This window comes from Shewanella sp. GD03713 (genome assembly GCF_029843705.1).
Taxonomy (GTDB): Bacteria; Pseudomonadota; Gammaproteobacteria; order Enterobacterales; family Shewanellaceae; genus Shewanella.
Window position 1 is genome coordinate 125,394 of sequence record NZ_JAOCIW010000002.1, and the last position, 15,509, is coordinate 140,902.

Sequence of the window (15,509 nt, forward strand, 5' to 3'; positions counted from 1 at the left end):
CCGTGAGAAGGGCAAAATAGTATGAAGTATTTGTTAGGGTTATTTTTTGTTGGGCTGAGCTTTACAACCTTGGCTGATGAATCTCCAATAGTAAAGAAATTTAAATGTAGCACCCAGCGTTGTGAGCTCTTTTGTTTGAGTGATAATGGCAATTGGCAGAAAATTGAAGACGCAGGTGAATTTGTTACTGTTAGCCATTATCCCAGTGGAACTACTGAATTTGCATTCGATAGGGGAACCCGAGGTGACAAGGTGACTTTTATTGGTGATAACAAACTGAAGTGTAAGATTGAAGGTTTGGATTGATAAACTGACCACGTGCCCCTGAATTATTCTGGGAGTAGTTGTTGAGGGATCATTTTGATCCCTCTATTTTTTAATAGATGTGATTGGCAGTGGATTTATGGGTTTACAGATGTTTCTTTATTTGGTTGAAATGTACTGTCCTGATACTAATGAGATTTTTAATAAAGTTGGAGTTAGTGCTGATGGGGCTAATTCCCGATTTGAGTTTGGTCGCAAGCCTCTAATGCAAGATACACAGCTATCTTTAAAAGAAAAATGGCAAAGGTCACAGGCTGGGCAAAGGTACATTAGTGACACCCCATATAAGGCAAAAGTTTTGCTTGAAGTCAAATACAAATATAAAGGTGATGCACTTATAGCTGAACGCAAGCTACTAAATGCATTGGGCGTTGTTGCCTAAATCAATTTTAGGTATGCCTTTTCCTAACAGGGTTCCAGGTATTAATTGACCCTCTGGCGAATAGGCATACCCAGTCCTATGACTTTGTTCATCACTTTCACACCAGCCAGTGCCTCGCCGACTTGGCCGTTGTAGTCCCGCAGGCTCAATTTCGGGCTAATCAGTTGCTTGTAACGATACATAGCTGTTTCTGACAGGGAGCGTTGGTGATAGTCATTCTCTTGTTTCCATTGTTTGAGTTCATCACTTTTCAGAGCGCTGACGGCCTCGTTTCTGGGATGACCTTCTTCCCAATAACCTGCATTTTTTCGCGGCGGTATCGTAGGTTTACACCCTCTGCGTTTCAGCAGCTTATGACATTTTTTGGTGTCATAAGCACCGTCAGCTGACACTTGTTTTACCTTGCGCCTTAGTGGGTTTAATAACGTTGGGAGAACCTCACTATCTGCCACACTCTCTAAACTGACTTCGGCTGCGATGACTTCATGTGTGGCCGCATCTATCGCAAGGTGCAACTTACGCCAAGTTCGGCGTTTTTCCTTACCATGTTTACGCATTTTCCATTCACCTTCGCCATATACTTTCAGTCCTGTGGCATCGACAACTAAGTGAGCAATCGCGCCTCGGCAAGGGGGGCGGTAGTTAACTTTGACTGTCTTTGCCCGCTTGCTGATGCAGCTGTAACCAGGTGAAGTTAACTGCACGTTCATCAAACTAAACACTGAGTTGAGAAAACCTTCGAGTGCTCGCAAGGGAAGGTTAAACAACCCTTTGAGCATTAAGGCGGTTTCTATCGCCGTGTCACTGTATTGAAATCCCCGACCTCGACCACCATGGTGTTCAGTGCTGCACCAGCGGTTTATCGCCCGCTCGTCTATCCAAAAAGTCAATGAGCCCCGGTTGATCAACGCCTTGTTATATTCAGGCCAATTGGTGATGCGATGCTTGGATTTGCCCATCTGATAGTGGTTCCTGCGTGGTATTCACAGGATCTGATCGCATCTGAGACGGAAGGTTCATTCATTTAGGCAACAACGCCAATGCATTGTCTAAATACAGGTATACGCCGAGCAAACATTTTGCGGGTTACACGGAGTGCTTTAAATCTACAAGTGAATCATTAGATAAAGTCATGATTTTTATGACTAAAGACAGTGAAAAATCAAATAGGAATGCTCCAAACTCGCTAAAGTATAAGCTATGCAGTACAAGGGTTTCAGATACCCCTGATCCTATAGAAAAACATTTGAAAGTTATCGAATTATGCCACCAGCAGTCCTAAAACTTGCTTACCTTGCCTGATCTATTAGTTGTAAGGAACGCTCAAATTCTTCTTTTAGTGATGGCAACTATATTACTTTTGAATTGTTGTGTAGTCGATTTCATAATAAATATATTGTATAGGTGTCATATTGATTTAAATTCTGGTTTTTATATTTAGTTGGCCAGCTTTCTTATTGATTAAAATTTTTAAAATATTTTTGCTTTCCCTATTGAAGTTTATTTATTTTGGGTTAATCTGGAGTATAACTAACTTTTAATAGGAGATAAGATGAGAAAGTTATTTGCTAGTGTTGTTCTTACTTGTTTATGCAGTTCTGCTTTTGCTGATGAGCCTCAAGTTATAAATGTTGATAAATATTATCAGGCACTTTCTGTTGACGTTATGACCCAATGTGTATGGGGGAATGAGGTATTCACCGTAGGAGCGCGAATTGAAAGAAATGGCAAAGAATATGTTTGTAAAAAATTCAAGCAAGGTTTTGAACATGTAGATTCGGAAACCTCTCCCGCATCATGGAGAAATCTCAGTTAATCTAATTTTGTAGTGCATGTTAACACTTGCCGGGGCAAGTGGTGGGGCGCCTAGTTACATTACTTCCACCTTGCGCCCCGAACATCTTATTTATCGTTAAATCTCACCCAGTATTCTGCTTCTGATATTATCTCAACTCCATTATCCCTAGCTGAGTCTAGTTTCTTCTGGCCGACCTTTTCACCACAACATAGGATGTTAGTCTTTCCATTAACAGCAGATTGAACTGTAGCACCTTTAGCTTTAGCGTCAGCCTTCATTTCGTCACGTGAACCCGACATGGTGCCAGTAAATACAATGTTCACCCCATCAAGCGAGCCGCCACCCGAAACTAGATTGTCTTGTGTATGGACAAGATTAAAGTTACGAGACAACAGGAATCTCAAAGTATCAGCTCGGTCAGAGAGTGCCTTCGCGATGGTTGCTGAGGTTATTCCGCCGAAACCATCTACGGCCTCTATCTGTTCCGCCGAAACACCTTCAAGTTCGGTAATACGGTATTTAGCCAGCAGCTTTTCACTAGCACTTCGACCCAACTTCGAAATCCCAAGGGATGCCAAAAGCAGATTGTCTCGCAGTGGCTCCCGTAGAACACGCCCCATTTCAGAAACAAAATTCTTAGCTTGTCCTGCGCCGAATCCAACAGCCATGAATGCTTCTGCATTCATCAGTAATATCTGTTCAACGCAAGTGTATTCAGCCTGTACTAGCCTTTCGACGCTCTTGGCGCCGAACAGATCGCACTGAATAGTATTAAAGAAATGAATAATTCCTGTTGCCGATTGTGCTTGGCATCCAATGTTTTCGCAAACAAGGAAGGTGTCATCATTGGTCTGAGGGCTTTTCTTCCAAATCAATTCTGAATTGCAACACGGGCACTCTGTTGGTAGTTCAGCTATTACTGGAAGAGTAGTTAAAAGGTGCTTGGGGATAATCTCGCCAGCCCTTGTTATCAGAATTTTTGCTCCAACTCCAATGCCATGTTGTCGAACATTTGCAGCGTGGTGCCCTGTAACCTTCGATATAGTTGCACCACTTAAAACCGTTGGTTCGATCTGAATTACTGGGGTTACGCGGCCAGTTCTACCCACCTGCCATATTATGTCTTTTACTTTCGCCTCAGCTGTTTCACCCACTTCTTTCTTAGCAATTTGCCAGTGATGATGATGAGAACCGCTGCCCATTGCTGTGCGAAGGTCATCACCAATAACTTCAATGATCGTACCGTCCAAAGGGTATGGGGATGACGCCTTTGTTTCTGCAACAATTTGGTCTAATTTACTGACTAATGTCATTCCATCTACTACGATTTCAGGCATATCGCGGTATAAAACAAGATGAACAGCCCCGTCATTCATAGCTTGCAAGGCATATTCATTTAGATTGTCACTACACGCCATGCCGCTAATTAGATTCCGAGGGTGCGCAAAATACTCCGTGAGGTTCTTTTCGAAATAATCCATTTCCATTACAACCTCACCAACGCCATCTAAGGATTGGTTGCCAACAATTACAAGACCAGCTTCGACTAGGTGTGAGATGTCATTACCAAACATGCCGTCACCCCGGGTGAATAATTGCTTTGTAGAAGCAACAAGACGCCCTGCGATACCATCAAGCTTTGCCAGCACCCTATACTGTAGAGAGCTAGGGGCAATGCCTTCTGCAAGCGCAGCTTTTTCACATCGAGCTACAAACGATTGAACCCCTTCCACTTCATACGTTTTGTCTGTAGAGAGCATGGGGCTTGGATGTTGGATGCGACCTTTGGAGGGTTCAAATTCTGTAGGTTGTGGTTTTATGAGCAAAGGGTGGCAAGGTACACGCTCTCTCAGTGCAGCCAAATAAACGAAGTCAAATACATGATCGGTTACAACAGGTGAGCCAGTTCTATATTGTTCATTCAAGTGCTCACATAGAGATGATAACTCTTCATCAGTTAATTCGTTAACGGCAGTTAGTAAAAGTTCCTTCATTGTGTCTCCACTTAATCTCGGTTTATTGGTTTAGTTGGGTACAAGTGTACGGAGATTTTTAAATGCGCAAGAGGGTAAGTGTTTGAATTTATGGTCTAAGAATGGTTTGATACAGGACAAAAACTCGGCTGACAATGTTTTGCATCAACATTCAGATTTTTGAATTAGTGAATGTGTATGCTAAACACTTAAAATCTTGTTGAGCGCTTGGTTTTGGTTACAAATATGGAATACTTGCCGTTTTAGCAAAGCATAAATTGATGATATGTCTTGAGGGGGTTATAAAAGTTATTGCCATCGTCTGGTGAAGAAAGACTACTTTATAAATCGGGTCTAAGGCTCTCTAGACCACAAAGGTTATACTTAGAACATCATAAACTTGTGGTAGCGGCAGGACGTAGCTCCCTAACGGATGCAATTTTCAATGATCTTCCCTCATCCACGCAAAACTATATGGCACGAGTTTTGGCTATTGTTGAGTTTCGTTACTTGACTGCTTCTCTCTGTCATACAGCGTGTGGAAGAAGAAAGACCAGTACACTGTTGGAACCGCGGGCACACACAATAATATCATCCATTGAATAACATCCTGTGATCCATCGCCAACCATTACTTGGTAAATTCCTGACAAATAAATTAAGTAGCACATTGCGATGCCGGTGCTTAGGCCCATAAATAAAATGGCAGGACTAAAGCGGAGAATGGCGGTTGCGATTACTGCAGGAGTTGCTGACATTACTGTGAGCTGTAGTATTCCTAAGTTTGATTCGATAAAGCCTTTGTAAGTAAGGTATGTTAGTACCAATAATAATAGCGTAGGAGATTGCTTCCAAAAGCGTTCATTCGTCAAAATGAAAACGCGCATATACCTCTGTGAAAAATATCTCATCCCTAATATTCCCTTCAATGATTCCATTAGTGCTGGGTCCAAATCTGTTGTCTAGCTGGACAAATTGTCACTTTTATCAATACCATTATTACGCTTGATATAGAACCTGCAAGACATTATGAAAGCGTTATGGATGTAGGTGTGCAATATCACCTCATGGTATGATTATTTGCGGCTGTTATGCCAGTGTCGATTGTTTGCTTACGAATTCTAACATGTGCGTTAAAGAGGTCTGATGGTTAATTTTTTCAACCTGCTGCTTTTAACAGCAACCGTTGTTACGGGGATAATTTATTTGCTGGATGTTTATGTTTGGAAGCCAGCAAGAGTAGCCGAATCTAATTACCTACAGGAAAAGATCGGTGATGATACAAAGGTGGTTATGCAGCGCCCGGTGCTTGTTCAATGGCTCTGCATTTTATTCCCCGTGTTAGTTGTAGTTGTGGTCTTACGAACATTTGCCTTTGAAACGTACAGAATACCATCGGAGTCAATGCAACCAACTTATTTGATTGGCGATAAGGTTTTGATTAAAAAGTTTGCCTACAGCCTTCATGAGCCATTGTTTCATCGAATGATTTGGAAGATTGCTGACCCCCAACGCGGTGATGTGGCCGTTTTTCGTCTACCCGATAATCCTGGTATTAACTACATCAAGCGGGTAGTTGGGACTCCTGGTGACACAGTTATATACAAAGGGAAAGACCTTAAAGTCTTAAGTGCTGATGGCCAAGAGGTTAAATATATCCATGATGGATACACAACTGAAATTGATGGAGCTAAGCCAGAACGTATAGAGAGCTTCTTCGTTCAAGATGGGCACGGTAAAGGAGAGTGGTCAGTACCTGACGACCAGTATTTTGTTATCGGGGATAACCGGGATAACAGCCAAGACAGTAGATTTTGGGGGTTTGTACCGAGAGAAAACTTTGTCGGCAAGGCTATTCTAAGTTACTAACTTCAAGGGTATGAGATACATGACCTTTCGATTTCGAACGGATTCTTATTAAACGGAATTTAGGAGTAGCAATTGCAATCATCAATTCTGCGGGATTGGGCGAATGAGTTAGCGCGTTGTTTGTATATGATGCGCTGCAACGAAATCATTATTGAAACGGCAGAACGTCAACCAGACGATGATCCCGACCTATCAATCACTGCGAGGTTGTATGCTTTCCAGTGTCTCGATCTAGCCATTTTGCAACGTGACGAGCTTATTGGGAAAATTAACCGATACCTAGTAGATGTGTTAGGAAAAGATTACTTCCTTAATGTGGACACACATCAAAAATGGAGAGTAGGACTGGTCGGGGGGGAGGTAGATTTCACTGTAACGCCCGATGGATTTGGCACTCTTGAAAAATTCCTCGGTGAAAAAAGCGTGAATCCAAAAATCTTCATTGGACAGCTTGATTATGGCGAAACATCACGTTTATCCGAATTCGAGTCAACTGAATTATTCGGAGAGTTTTGGAAAATAGAGGGCAATTCGGAGGTAGGACTAGCTTTGTGGCCGTTCGAGATAAACCTAGATGGAAGTTGTGTTTGCCTGAAAGATTTAGGCGACATACTAATATGTGAATGCTCAGAAAAATAGCTGGAACTGGTTGTTTATCATGACCGAGGTTTGGCTGAGAAATTTATTTATCGGTTAAACATGGTCGGCGGGTTCGGGGGCAGCCCGAGATTTTTGCAATGCAAATTTAACCAACGGAATTTAGGCGTAAGGTAAGAAAGGACGAACCTGAGGGGATAACGAAAGGGCGGGGCCCGCCCTTTTTCGTTAGCGAGTGTACATGGTTGTTTTGTCTAAAAGGTTCCACTGAAAGAAAAGGTGGCAGTCTCTATTCATTCAACTGTCAATTTGGAAGTAATTGTCGTACAGGTAATTAAACAATTCGTCTTCAAGTACCGAGATATCAGCTTCCACAAATACTGAACGGTCTAACATTAATCCCCACTTTCCTTCGTCAGTCATCTCGATGACAAACTTCGAAAGGTAAACTGCTACGGTTCGCTCTGGCTCAATTTCTGGGCATTCTTCCACTAATCGTCGATATAGGGTAGGGCTTTCCCCTGCCGCAAGAATGATTTTGCTTGAATCAAATAGTTGTCTTGTGACTTTTCGTAGGGAGTGGTTTTCCATTTTTTGTCCTTACGCGGTTTAGATTTCAATATCACTATACTTCTTCAATCCCGCAATCGATTATCCTTTCATAAATAACTCTAGGTTCATTGCCAACTTGCTTGCACCCACAATTAAAGTTGTTTCCAAGGCGACCTTCGTAGGGTGAAGCTGGCATGGTACTTTTTTGCCAATACATTGCGGCCACAGTGCCTTATTGGGTTTAAAGCTCTTTCTTGTTAACTCTGACTCTAAGTGACTAATTGCCATCTCTAGCTCTATTCTGAGCCCCTCTGGAGCGTGAATTGCGTACTCACGGATATGGTCTGAATCAAACTTATCAAACCACCCTTTATTCAATGCAAAAAGCGTTTCCTTGTTCACTTTGAGTTGGTGCTGGGTCGACCTATAGTGAAATTTTTCATTCTGCTTTTCACGTAGCTCAGAAATTTCATTTCTAAGATTTTCTAGCACACGCTTAATGGCTTTTGTGCTTTCACCATTTCGTCTGTTGTTCTGCATTTGAGCGTGAATACTAGTAGTCATTGCAAACAAAGTTTTGAACTGATGTTCGTATTTACGCTGTGCAGTAAGTTCAACTTTATAGCGTGCAGCATCTTTAGCTTGTTGAGGATTTTGTTTTGCCCAAGCTTTACGTTTCCGGGCTAATAGTGTCAGTTCTTCTTGGCGTTTTTTATCTTCGGCATTTAACTGTTCTTTTGCTGCCATAGCAGCAACTGACAGTGGTTTATATGTAGCATCATCGATTATCAGGTGCTTTAGCTTCTCGTCATTGACAATGTCATCCATTGAGCGCTGGCCAGTAATCCCCAGGGCATGATAAGTCTGTCCTCGTTGGGCCATGGAGTGGTAACGTGCGGATTGACCCTTTCCAAGTTCTACGGCGCCAACTCGAAGCAGGTATGAAGCAGAGAAGTATGGCGTGTAGAACCCATTTCGCTTGCTGTCATTTAAAATTGGGTATTCATTCCAAATAATGAGCTCTGCAGTCTCTTGGTTTACATCGAACAGGTCACCTTCGACGTAGTCCACCACTCTGCGATTCCCATCATTTGTTTTAATTACTCGATGAGTTTGACTTGAGTTGATTTCAAAATATGTTAGCTCACTCCAGAAGTCTGAAAGGCCATCCATCTCACTACCATCTCCCCACTGATTCACCTTTAACCAGTAAGGTTTTGGCTGAGGGGACTTTGGTGTGGCAGTCATTGTGTCCACTTCTTTAAGCAGCTCCAGTTCGTGATGTGTATAGACCTTATGCCAGATATCGATCGCTTCAAATGGTAGCTTTTGGAAGTGATGCAAGCTCCACAAGAACTCGATAGCTATTAACTGGCGTTCATCAATGATCTTGAACTGTGGTTTTGAAAACTTACGATTATGCTCGCTGTCTTCTACCTGACCATTGATCAGTTTCATTTCTAAATCAGCTGCTCGCTTTTGTTCTAGGTAGTCATAGCTGATTACTGCATGAAGCAATTTTTTTAGCATGTCAGGAGAGTAAACATCCGGTTGAATCTTAATGAAGCCGGCGTCTGAGATCGTTCGGCCAACAGGATGGCGTAGATTCCAATCATTACGAGTGAGCTCTAGATAGCGCTGAATACGGTTAAGGCCTTTCATGTAGCTGTATCTCGCTGGGTCAGTCGCAAGGAGAGCTTCCATACTCTTGTCGATGCCGGCAGCTAAACAGAATGCGCAGCCGTGTCTAGAGCCGCAAGGGCCCTGCCCATTGCCGCCATCTTTATCATCGACTTGGAAAATAACACATTCACCCGAACCAGAGTCTCGATATAGGTCAACAGTCTTAAAGTGATCTTCTAAATAGCTAGGAATAACGGATGATGGTCGGTTACCAGAGTAAGTAAGGAATTCCCAAACCTGTGCAGATAACCATGATTTGATTGGGTATAGCGAAAACTTATTACCTATTCTAGAAATTGTCACTTCGTCACCGCCAACCTTAGCAATATTGTTTGCACGGATAGTGCCCTCGTCGTCCCGACTACCGAGTAACATAATAATTTTTTTCTTGTCCGCATTGGGCATCATTTTCTTGTGCTGAGATACAATTCTGTTAGCAGATGAGACCTTCAGTTCTATGGAACATTGCCTGTATTTTGTAGAGACAAAAGTTGGAAGTCCTCGGCCACCAATAATGCGCGAGGCCCATGCTGTCGCAAGACTTGGCCGAGCAATATATGTCACTAATGGTAAGTTGTTTGCATCGATAAATGAGTTCAAAGCTGCCATCTTTGAATCAGCTAGAGTGCGTACCTCGGGATTTTCGATACCAGTATCAACATGAACTAGGAAGTGATGCTTTGATATACGCGCATCATCTCGTTTGGCTTTAATTAGTGCGAGCAAAAACAATCCTAAAACGGTTTCAGAGTCTTTACCTGCACTGTATTGAATTTGATATGTATACCCTTGCATTAGGTATTGGTAAATAGCTCCTACAGCGCGCATTACATGAGTTTTGATTTCAAGGTCCGAATTTGAAAGTTCATCAACCCATGAGTCCCATGCATCCAGTTCTTTATAATCAATTGCTAGCGCCGCGTATGCCATATGCTTTTCTCAGTTCGTTTAACTCACTGTTTCTATTATCCATATGTTTTTGAATGCGCAAGCTAGTGGTATCATCTGGAGTTTACGATTTATAAATTAATCGTTAATGGCTGAAATGTGGGTAAATGACATTTAAACAGAGGGCGTTTTTCTGTTGCTGTCCTTAGTACTGTAGGGAGGAGTATGGAAGTCAAGATAACCAATGGCGCCGCAGTAAGATTTGAAGTACCTCAGCAAATTTGGGAGGGTTGCAAAGACATCCAGTTTTCTCAGTTTGCGGGCCACGATATGTTAGCGATAACAGATGACGCTGGTGGGTTCGTGCTTACTTATTTGGGCATGACTGTCGTTGAGCCATACGAATCGATGGCCGCCGCCAAGAAAGCAGCGCCTGTGTTTGCCGCTAATGTGCTTCAACGGCTAACGAGTATGATTGAGAAAAATATCAATGAGTAAATTGATGTCGACGGATGCGAAGCTTGGTGAAAAACACAAACATAACCAAGAGGCTGGGCTATTCAGCCTCTTTGGTAGCCTATCAAATCTACAGGTTTTACCTTCCTCCTCTAGATCCTAAATTCACTTGAATTACCATGGGTATATAATTATTGAAATTGCGAGTGGTTGGCCGATAACCACTCCGAAAATTCAACTAATCTTGAGTTGCAGAGAAAAACTAATCACCTAGCGTGTTCGTGGTGATAAACATGCATATTACAGCCAGGGGGAGGGCAGGGGTGTGTTGCTGCCATGTTTCTGAACGCGACTACAGCTACATTACCAACAATTGCATCATGGTTTTCATTTAGCAATTTGAAACCATCATCAGCAGATTTGATATTCTCGAACTGGGAGAAAAGTTGAGATAACAAAGATTTAAATACATTACGGCGATATTCAAGTGGGACGTACGCGGCTGGCATAGGAAGTCCAGCTAATCCTAATTCTTTGTTAAGCAATGCCGAGAAGGCTTTCCAAATCTCCTTGTCAGTGGAAAACATTTGCAACATAACATCTGAAAATTCTAGCTCAGGAATTGTTTTACCCGTTTCCTTAAGCGTTCCTGCCAACGCCAAAGCTTGATAGGTAAGCAACCGTGTAGAGCTATAACAATATCGGAATGTTTCCGCAGGGAGAAATGACATACTGTTAAGGTGCATAAAAATGTCATTTGCCTGATCACTACCCTCGTCGACTGCCCCTCCAACAATGTCACCGGCAAACGACCAGATTTCCTGAGAAGTGTGCAAGAACAGGGTAAAGCAGTATCGAGCTGCATGTTGGTGGATTATGCACAACTCTTGTTTCTGTATATCGCTGAACAATTCAGGGAATAATTCAATGTTCTCTTTTGCCCACTGGCCGTAGGCATTGTTAAAGGTTACCGCGACAGCTTGTGCGTATTCACGTTCTTTTCGTGAGTGATCTATCATATTACTTCCTTCATACGAGTAAGGCAGGGAATTCCCTGCCTCGTCTTTTAGTGTTTTGGCGCTTCCTCTTCATGGTAGCCATAGATTGACCACTGGAGAGGGTCAACAGGCATCTTTGAAATGTCCGCTTGATGTAAGTCGATAAACAATCCGTGGTGCTTTAGTTCGCCATTTCGAAAGAGAGGAAACAGAAGCATTGATGCAGCGGAACGTGCAGTCATGCCATTAATACCAAACGTTTGCTTTTGTATAGCTTCTGCAGTGCTGCAAGAGGCTGTATCAACCTCTGATTTTGCTGACTCTGCCCATTGTTCACCGAAAAGCTCAAACGGAGACGGAAGTCGCGAAGAGCTGCCAGACCCGTTCTTGTTCAAGCTGCCTAACAAAACGTTAGCTTGGTGATTGTCATTGCCCATATCCAGCCAAAGACCTTGCTTTGATGTTCGTTCTAAAGCTTGGCCAATCTCACTCCGAACGGACGCTTTATCCACGGCGGTGATTAGCAGGTCAAACTCCTCGTATATGACGGACTTTGAGGTAAAGAACTCTGGGACGGCTTTCCAGTTTATGCCGCCGAACTGGTTGAAGCGGTTTATCAAGACTTCGGCTTTATTTTTACCAACATCATGCCCCCAGAAGCTCTGGCGAAACACGTTACTTTGAGAAACGGTATCACCGTCATATGCGACAACATCGAGACCTGCATAACCTAAATTATTAAGGATGCCACTCATCTGGAATAGCTCTGTCAACATTGCTGAACCTGTGCCACCAAGACCCACCAATGCGACTTTTATCCTTCGGTCTATCCACTTGTGAGGGATGTAGAAGTTTCGTGCAGTACTTGTTAGGTCTAGGTTATTCATTATTTTCGATTCCTGTGATGCAATTCTTAACTGTGTTCATGAAAAATTGGCGGTTACCACGGTTTTCTAGAATCTCTCGCAATGTTACACATGGGAAAAGTTCCACTTTTGCGTTGACTGCCTCACCCGTTGCTTGCTTTTTCTGCCAGAATTCTTTGCCTGAGATTTCATTAGCCCCTTTGAATATGTAGCTGTGCTTGAATGAATCAAAAGCACTTTCGTAAAACGTTGCTTCCATTTCAGGGATGTTGTTAATGCTACGCTCATTTGGTAGCGGTGCGCTGCCTTGGCACAAGTTGTGGGCTTGATATATGTTGCCCATAGGCGCCCAATAGGTCATTGAGTCCAATGTTGGCCGCTCATCGGTATCGAGTGCTAAAATGGTTAAAGCGTCACCCGACTTTTTCACCATGAACAAGAGAGGTGGCCATATAACATCAAGTGCAAATGGGCTTTGTCCGTTTAGTCGAAACCACATTGGCATTTTGCGTGATTCGCGGTGCCATACGATAAAGTCATCATCCTCAAACAGCACGTTAACAGGCATAAGATTAACCACCTCGCCACCAGCCTGCTTGATCTCATTTAGCTGTTCTTGGGTAGCTTGATTGCGCTTTTCTTGTAGCAGGGAAAACACTTGTGCTTGGTCAATGATGACGCCAGCTTGCATTTGGTCGTTGTGAAACGCATGTCTGGTGATGGCAATTCCATTGTTAGGAGTGTTGTAGAAGACCAGAGCAAAATCTGGAGTTGGTTCCTTTGATGCCCCGATGAGGCTGACGTTTGTTTCTCGACTGATGTTCACAAGTATTCTCCACTGGTTGCGGGGTGGTTAGCCCCGTTGGTTAATTCCTATTATCCACACACTTTTAAACGCGCAAGTGGAAATGCGGCTAATTTAGGGAACAAAGAGTAAGCAGACACAGGTCGCCAAGTAATATGTTTTCAATCGTTTGAAATCCAGCCTTTCCATTTTCAAGGTTTAGGCGAATTGCGCCATGCTCACCAACGGATTGACGGTGTTCGTTCTCAAACTCAATCGCGTCTTCTTCTATGACGCTCCCGAACGTCACAAATGCAAATCCGTTTAAAGGGCAGTCACTGCCAAGAAACCACGATGAATCTTGCTCATTTTGGTGAACAAGCTCGATAACTGTCTGTAGAACAGCATCAAGGGTTTTCTTCACTTCAATTTCATTTGCATTTAGTGAGTTAGGTCTAGCCTTTTTCAACTCCTTACGGAGTTGTCTTGCTACGCTTTGAGGATTTGATTGTGAGTTAAATTTAGTCTCGCAGTACCAAGGGGTCATGGTCGTAGCAATGACGTACGCAGCCCCATTTATAACTTGAAATGGGTCGTACCTAAGTTCATCTGCGAATTGCTCCAATAGGATTGGGTTTATACTCAACAGAACGTCACCAATTGACTCTTCGTCGCTTTGAGCAATGGCGCAGATCTGTTCTTCGGTCAGTTTTGCTTCGAGAAGGAGTTTCGCAATAAATGAGGTATCGCCCAGACCATCACAATAATCAATGGCATTCGATTTATAACAGATTTCAGCAAGGAGACAGATGGTCTTATAAAGCACTCTCCCAAGAGCAGCACTGTAGTGATCAAGTTTGAAATTAAGGGCTGAAACCCGCGAACAATGCTCAATTCGCAGACCGATACCATTAAAGTTGCGGTCAAATTCGTCATAGTCCTCGCCGTAGCAAGATGCATCATCTAGGGTGAGTTCAAATCCCCAACAAGATTTGCTCGGGTCTGTATACCAATCACGAATTTCGGCTTGAATGCCAACGGCTGAACCATTGGCATTGAGCTTGCTGAGGATTTGCATTTCACAGTGTGCAGAATGATTGGCATACGCTGATAGTATCTTGTCACCAACATCAATCGCAGCCTTGACCTGAGAAGAAGTGCCAACTGGAGCCTCAAGTAAGAAACCGATGTCATGTTCTGTTAGCATCCCATTATCTAAACCCATTAGACACAATTTTTGCCAGAACTCAGAGTTGTCGTTGACCTCTGGCTGGTACGGTTCGACAGGGTTAAAGCCAAGATGATCTTTCGTTTCCTCAGTAAGGTTCAACGTCTGAGTCTGAATCTTTGCATACCAAGGTAAGTATGGAGCTTGATTTGCCTGATTTATCTCTAAGCGATTTACATTAGCGGAGGCAGATCTTTCGATTCCATATCCATTGGACAGAAGGGAGAAAATCGTTTGATCTTGGCTGTGATTGTTTGTAGATGCGTATTGCATGACGACCCCGAATAACCTTCTGACTGAGCTTGTTGAGCTAAGCTTGCTTTTTCTGCGCCAGTGGCACATTTATCGCGCCACTGTTCTAGTTTTTCCTTAATGATTGGATTCATAGTTAACCGTTAGTTTTCACAGGAGGTGGAATTACGGGTAGAACCATGCAGCCATCTTCAAGTACAGCATCCTCCTCAAAAATCTTCGTCCAACGAAGCTGAGGGAAGTGCTGCGCAAGCAGTCGTTGGTTTTCCTCAATTCCTACTCGAGGGTTCGGGAAGGCAACCAGCGTGTTACCGATTTTGAATTTCCATTCGATTGGAGTGTTGTTTAAGTTTGCCATTGCTCAATCTCCAAGATTAAAGTGAGTTGCCATCTGCGAAGAAGTCAAAGTTGTCTGTAATGGGTGTTTGAGGTATAGCTTTCTCGACTGGTGACTCTGTAGTAGATTCAACTTTTTGCTTAGCTTGCTTCTTCGCTTGCGTCGTTGCTCCTTGTACTGCCGCGGTGGCGGCTTCGGCTTGCTTAGTCGCAGCCGCTGTCGAGTTACACTTTGTGACTATTGGTAGAGCTTGAGCTGCGGGAATGAAACCTTCGGCGTACTTCTGGATATGCAGGTCAATTTCTCCGTCTACCTCTGTAGTTTTACCTAATATCCGTAAAGGGATAGAAAGGGCTTTACGTAAAGCCATTTGCTTTTCGTTATTGAGGTCAGGAATTGAATCTGCGTTAGCAGTTGGAATATTCAGAATTACCACAGCGTCACCTCCATTCGTATCAAGGGTGATGATTGCGCGAGTAAGTCCTGCTTCTTTAATTGCTTTGCATAGGTTTTCTAGGTTCAT

At 43.1% G+C, this 15,509-nt stretch carries 16 protein-coding genes; 6 read left to right on the forward strand and 10 right to left on the reverse strand.

Features of this window, described 5'->3' with window-relative positions:
• Positions 1-21: 21 nt before the first annotated feature.
• Complete coding sequence (locus N5E87_RS21885; RefSeq protein WP_279775947.1) at positions 22-306, forward strand: hypothetical protein; 285 nt, start codon at positions 22-24, stop codon at positions 304-306.
• Between the two features lie 97 nt (positions 307-403).
• The gene (locus tag N5E87_RS21890) at positions 404-706 is read left to right on the forward strand and encodes a hypothetical protein (RefSeq protein WP_279775948.1); all 303 of its coding nucleotides are present in this window, start codon (positions 404-406) and stop codon (positions 704-706) included.
• A 41-nt stretch (positions 707-747) separates the two neighbouring features.
• Here N5E87_RS21890 and N5E87_RS21895 read toward each other — a convergent pair whose 3' ends face one another.
• Positions 748-1,665 (reverse strand): IS5 family transposase, encoded by a 918-nt coding sequence (locus tag N5E87_RS21895; protein ID WP_279775949.1) that lies wholly within the window; start codon positions 1,663-1,665, stop codon positions 748-750.
• Between the two features lie 593 nt (positions 1,666-2,258).
• Between N5E87_RS21895 and N5E87_RS21900 the strand changes: the two genes are divergently transcribed.
• Positions 2,259-2,522: a hypothetical protein gene (locus N5E87_RS21900; protein ID WP_279775950.1), complete on the forward strand. Its 264-nt coding sequence runs from the start codon at positions 2,259-2,261 to the stop codon at positions 2,520-2,522.
• A gap of 86 nt (positions 2,523-2,608) precedes the next feature.
• Here the strand turns inward: N5E87_RS21900 and N5E87_RS21905 are convergent, their stop codons facing one another.
• Positions 2,609-4,498 carry a BRCT domain-containing protein gene (locus tag N5E87_RS21905; RefSeq protein ID WP_279775951.1) on the reverse strand — a complete coding sequence of 630 codons (1,890 nt, stop codon included), beginning with the start codon at positions 4,496-4,498 and terminating at the stop codon, positions 2,609-2,611.
• 1,124 nt (positions 4,499-5,622) lie between these two features.
• Here N5E87_RS21905 and lepB point away from each other — a divergent pair.
• Entirely contained in the window at positions 5,623-6,345 is a 723-nt protein-coding gene (gene lepB / locus N5E87_RS21910) for a signal peptidase I (RefSeq protein WP_279775952.1), read from the forward strand.
• Between the two features lie 72 nt (positions 6,346-6,417).
• Complete coding sequence (locus N5E87_RS21915) at positions 6,418-6,984, forward strand: hypothetical protein (protein ID WP_279775953.1); 567 nt, start codon at positions 6,418-6,420, stop codon at positions 6,982-6,984.
• Positions 6,985-7,239: 255 nt separating this feature from the next.
• Here the strand turns inward: N5E87_RS21915 and N5E87_RS21920 are convergent, their stop codons facing one another.
• Both N5E87_RS21920 and N5E87_RS21925 read right to left on the reverse strand, forming a co-directional pair.
• A complete protein-coding gene (locus N5E87_RS21920) occupies positions 7,240-7,533 on the reverse strand; it encodes a hypothetical protein (protein WP_279775954.1) in 294 nt (97 codons plus the stop codon).
• A 60-nt stretch (positions 7,534-7,593) separates the two neighbouring features.
• Positions 7,594-10,107 carry a phosphoadenosine phosphosulfate reductase family protein gene (locus tag N5E87_RS21925; RefSeq protein WP_279775955.1) on the reverse strand — a complete coding sequence of 838 codons (2,514 nt, stop codon included), beginning with the start codon at positions 10,105-10,107 and terminating at the stop codon, positions 7,594-7,596.
• 183 nt (positions 10,108-10,290) lie between these two features.
• Between N5E87_RS21925 and N5E87_RS21930 the strand changes: the two genes are divergently transcribed.
• The gene (locus N5E87_RS21930; RefSeq protein ID WP_279775956.1) at positions 10,291-10,563 is read left to right on the forward strand and encodes a hypothetical protein; all 273 of its coding nucleotides are present in this window, start codon (positions 10,291-10,293) and stop codon (positions 10,561-10,563) included.
• A 224-nt stretch (positions 10,564-10,787) separates the two neighbouring features.
• On the opposite strand, the gene N5E87_RS21935 is transcribed toward N5E87_RS21930, so the two are convergent.
• The 6 genes from N5E87_RS21935 to N5E87_RS21960 all read right to left on the reverse strand — a co-directional run bounded on the left by N5E87_RS21935 (position 10,788) and on the right by N5E87_RS21960 (position 15,509).
• Positions 10,788-11,540: a hypothetical protein gene (locus tag N5E87_RS21935; RefSeq protein ID WP_279775957.1), complete on the reverse strand. Its 753-nt coding sequence runs from the start codon at positions 11,538-11,540 to the stop codon at positions 10,788-10,790.
• A 47-nt stretch (positions 11,541-11,587) separates the two neighbouring features.
• Positions 11,588-12,406 carry a PRTRC system ThiF family protein gene (locus N5E87_RS21940; protein WP_279775959.1) on the reverse strand — a complete coding sequence of 273 codons (819 nt, stop codon included), beginning with the start codon at positions 12,404-12,406 and terminating at the stop codon, positions 11,588-11,590.
• The gene (locus N5E87_RS21945) at positions 12,399-13,211 is read right to left on the reverse strand and encodes a hypothetical protein (RefSeq protein ID WP_279775960.1); all 813 of its coding nucleotides are present in this window, start codon (positions 13,209-13,211) and stop codon (positions 12,399-12,401) included. The genes N5E87_RS21940 and N5E87_RS21945 overlap by 8 nt, the downstream gene beginning before the upstream one ends.
• Before the next feature lie 88 nt (positions 13,212-13,299).
• Positions 13,300-14,670 carry a hypothetical protein gene (locus N5E87_RS21950; protein WP_279775961.1) on the reverse strand — a complete coding sequence of 457 codons (1,371 nt, stop codon included), beginning with the start codon at positions 14,668-14,670 and terminating at the stop codon, positions 13,300-13,302.
• Positions 14,671-14,785: 115 nt separating this feature from the next.
• Positions 14,786-15,007 (reverse strand): hypothetical protein, encoded by a 222-nt coding sequence (locus N5E87_RS21955; protein WP_279775962.1) that lies wholly within the window; start codon positions 15,005-15,007, stop codon positions 14,786-14,788.
• Positions 15,008-15,023: 16 nt separating this feature from the next.
• Positions 15,024-15,509 carry a hypothetical protein gene (locus tag N5E87_RS21960; RefSeq protein ID WP_279775963.1) on the reverse strand — a complete coding sequence of 162 codons (486 nt, stop codon included), beginning with the start codon at positions 15,507-15,509 and terminating at the stop codon, positions 15,024-15,026.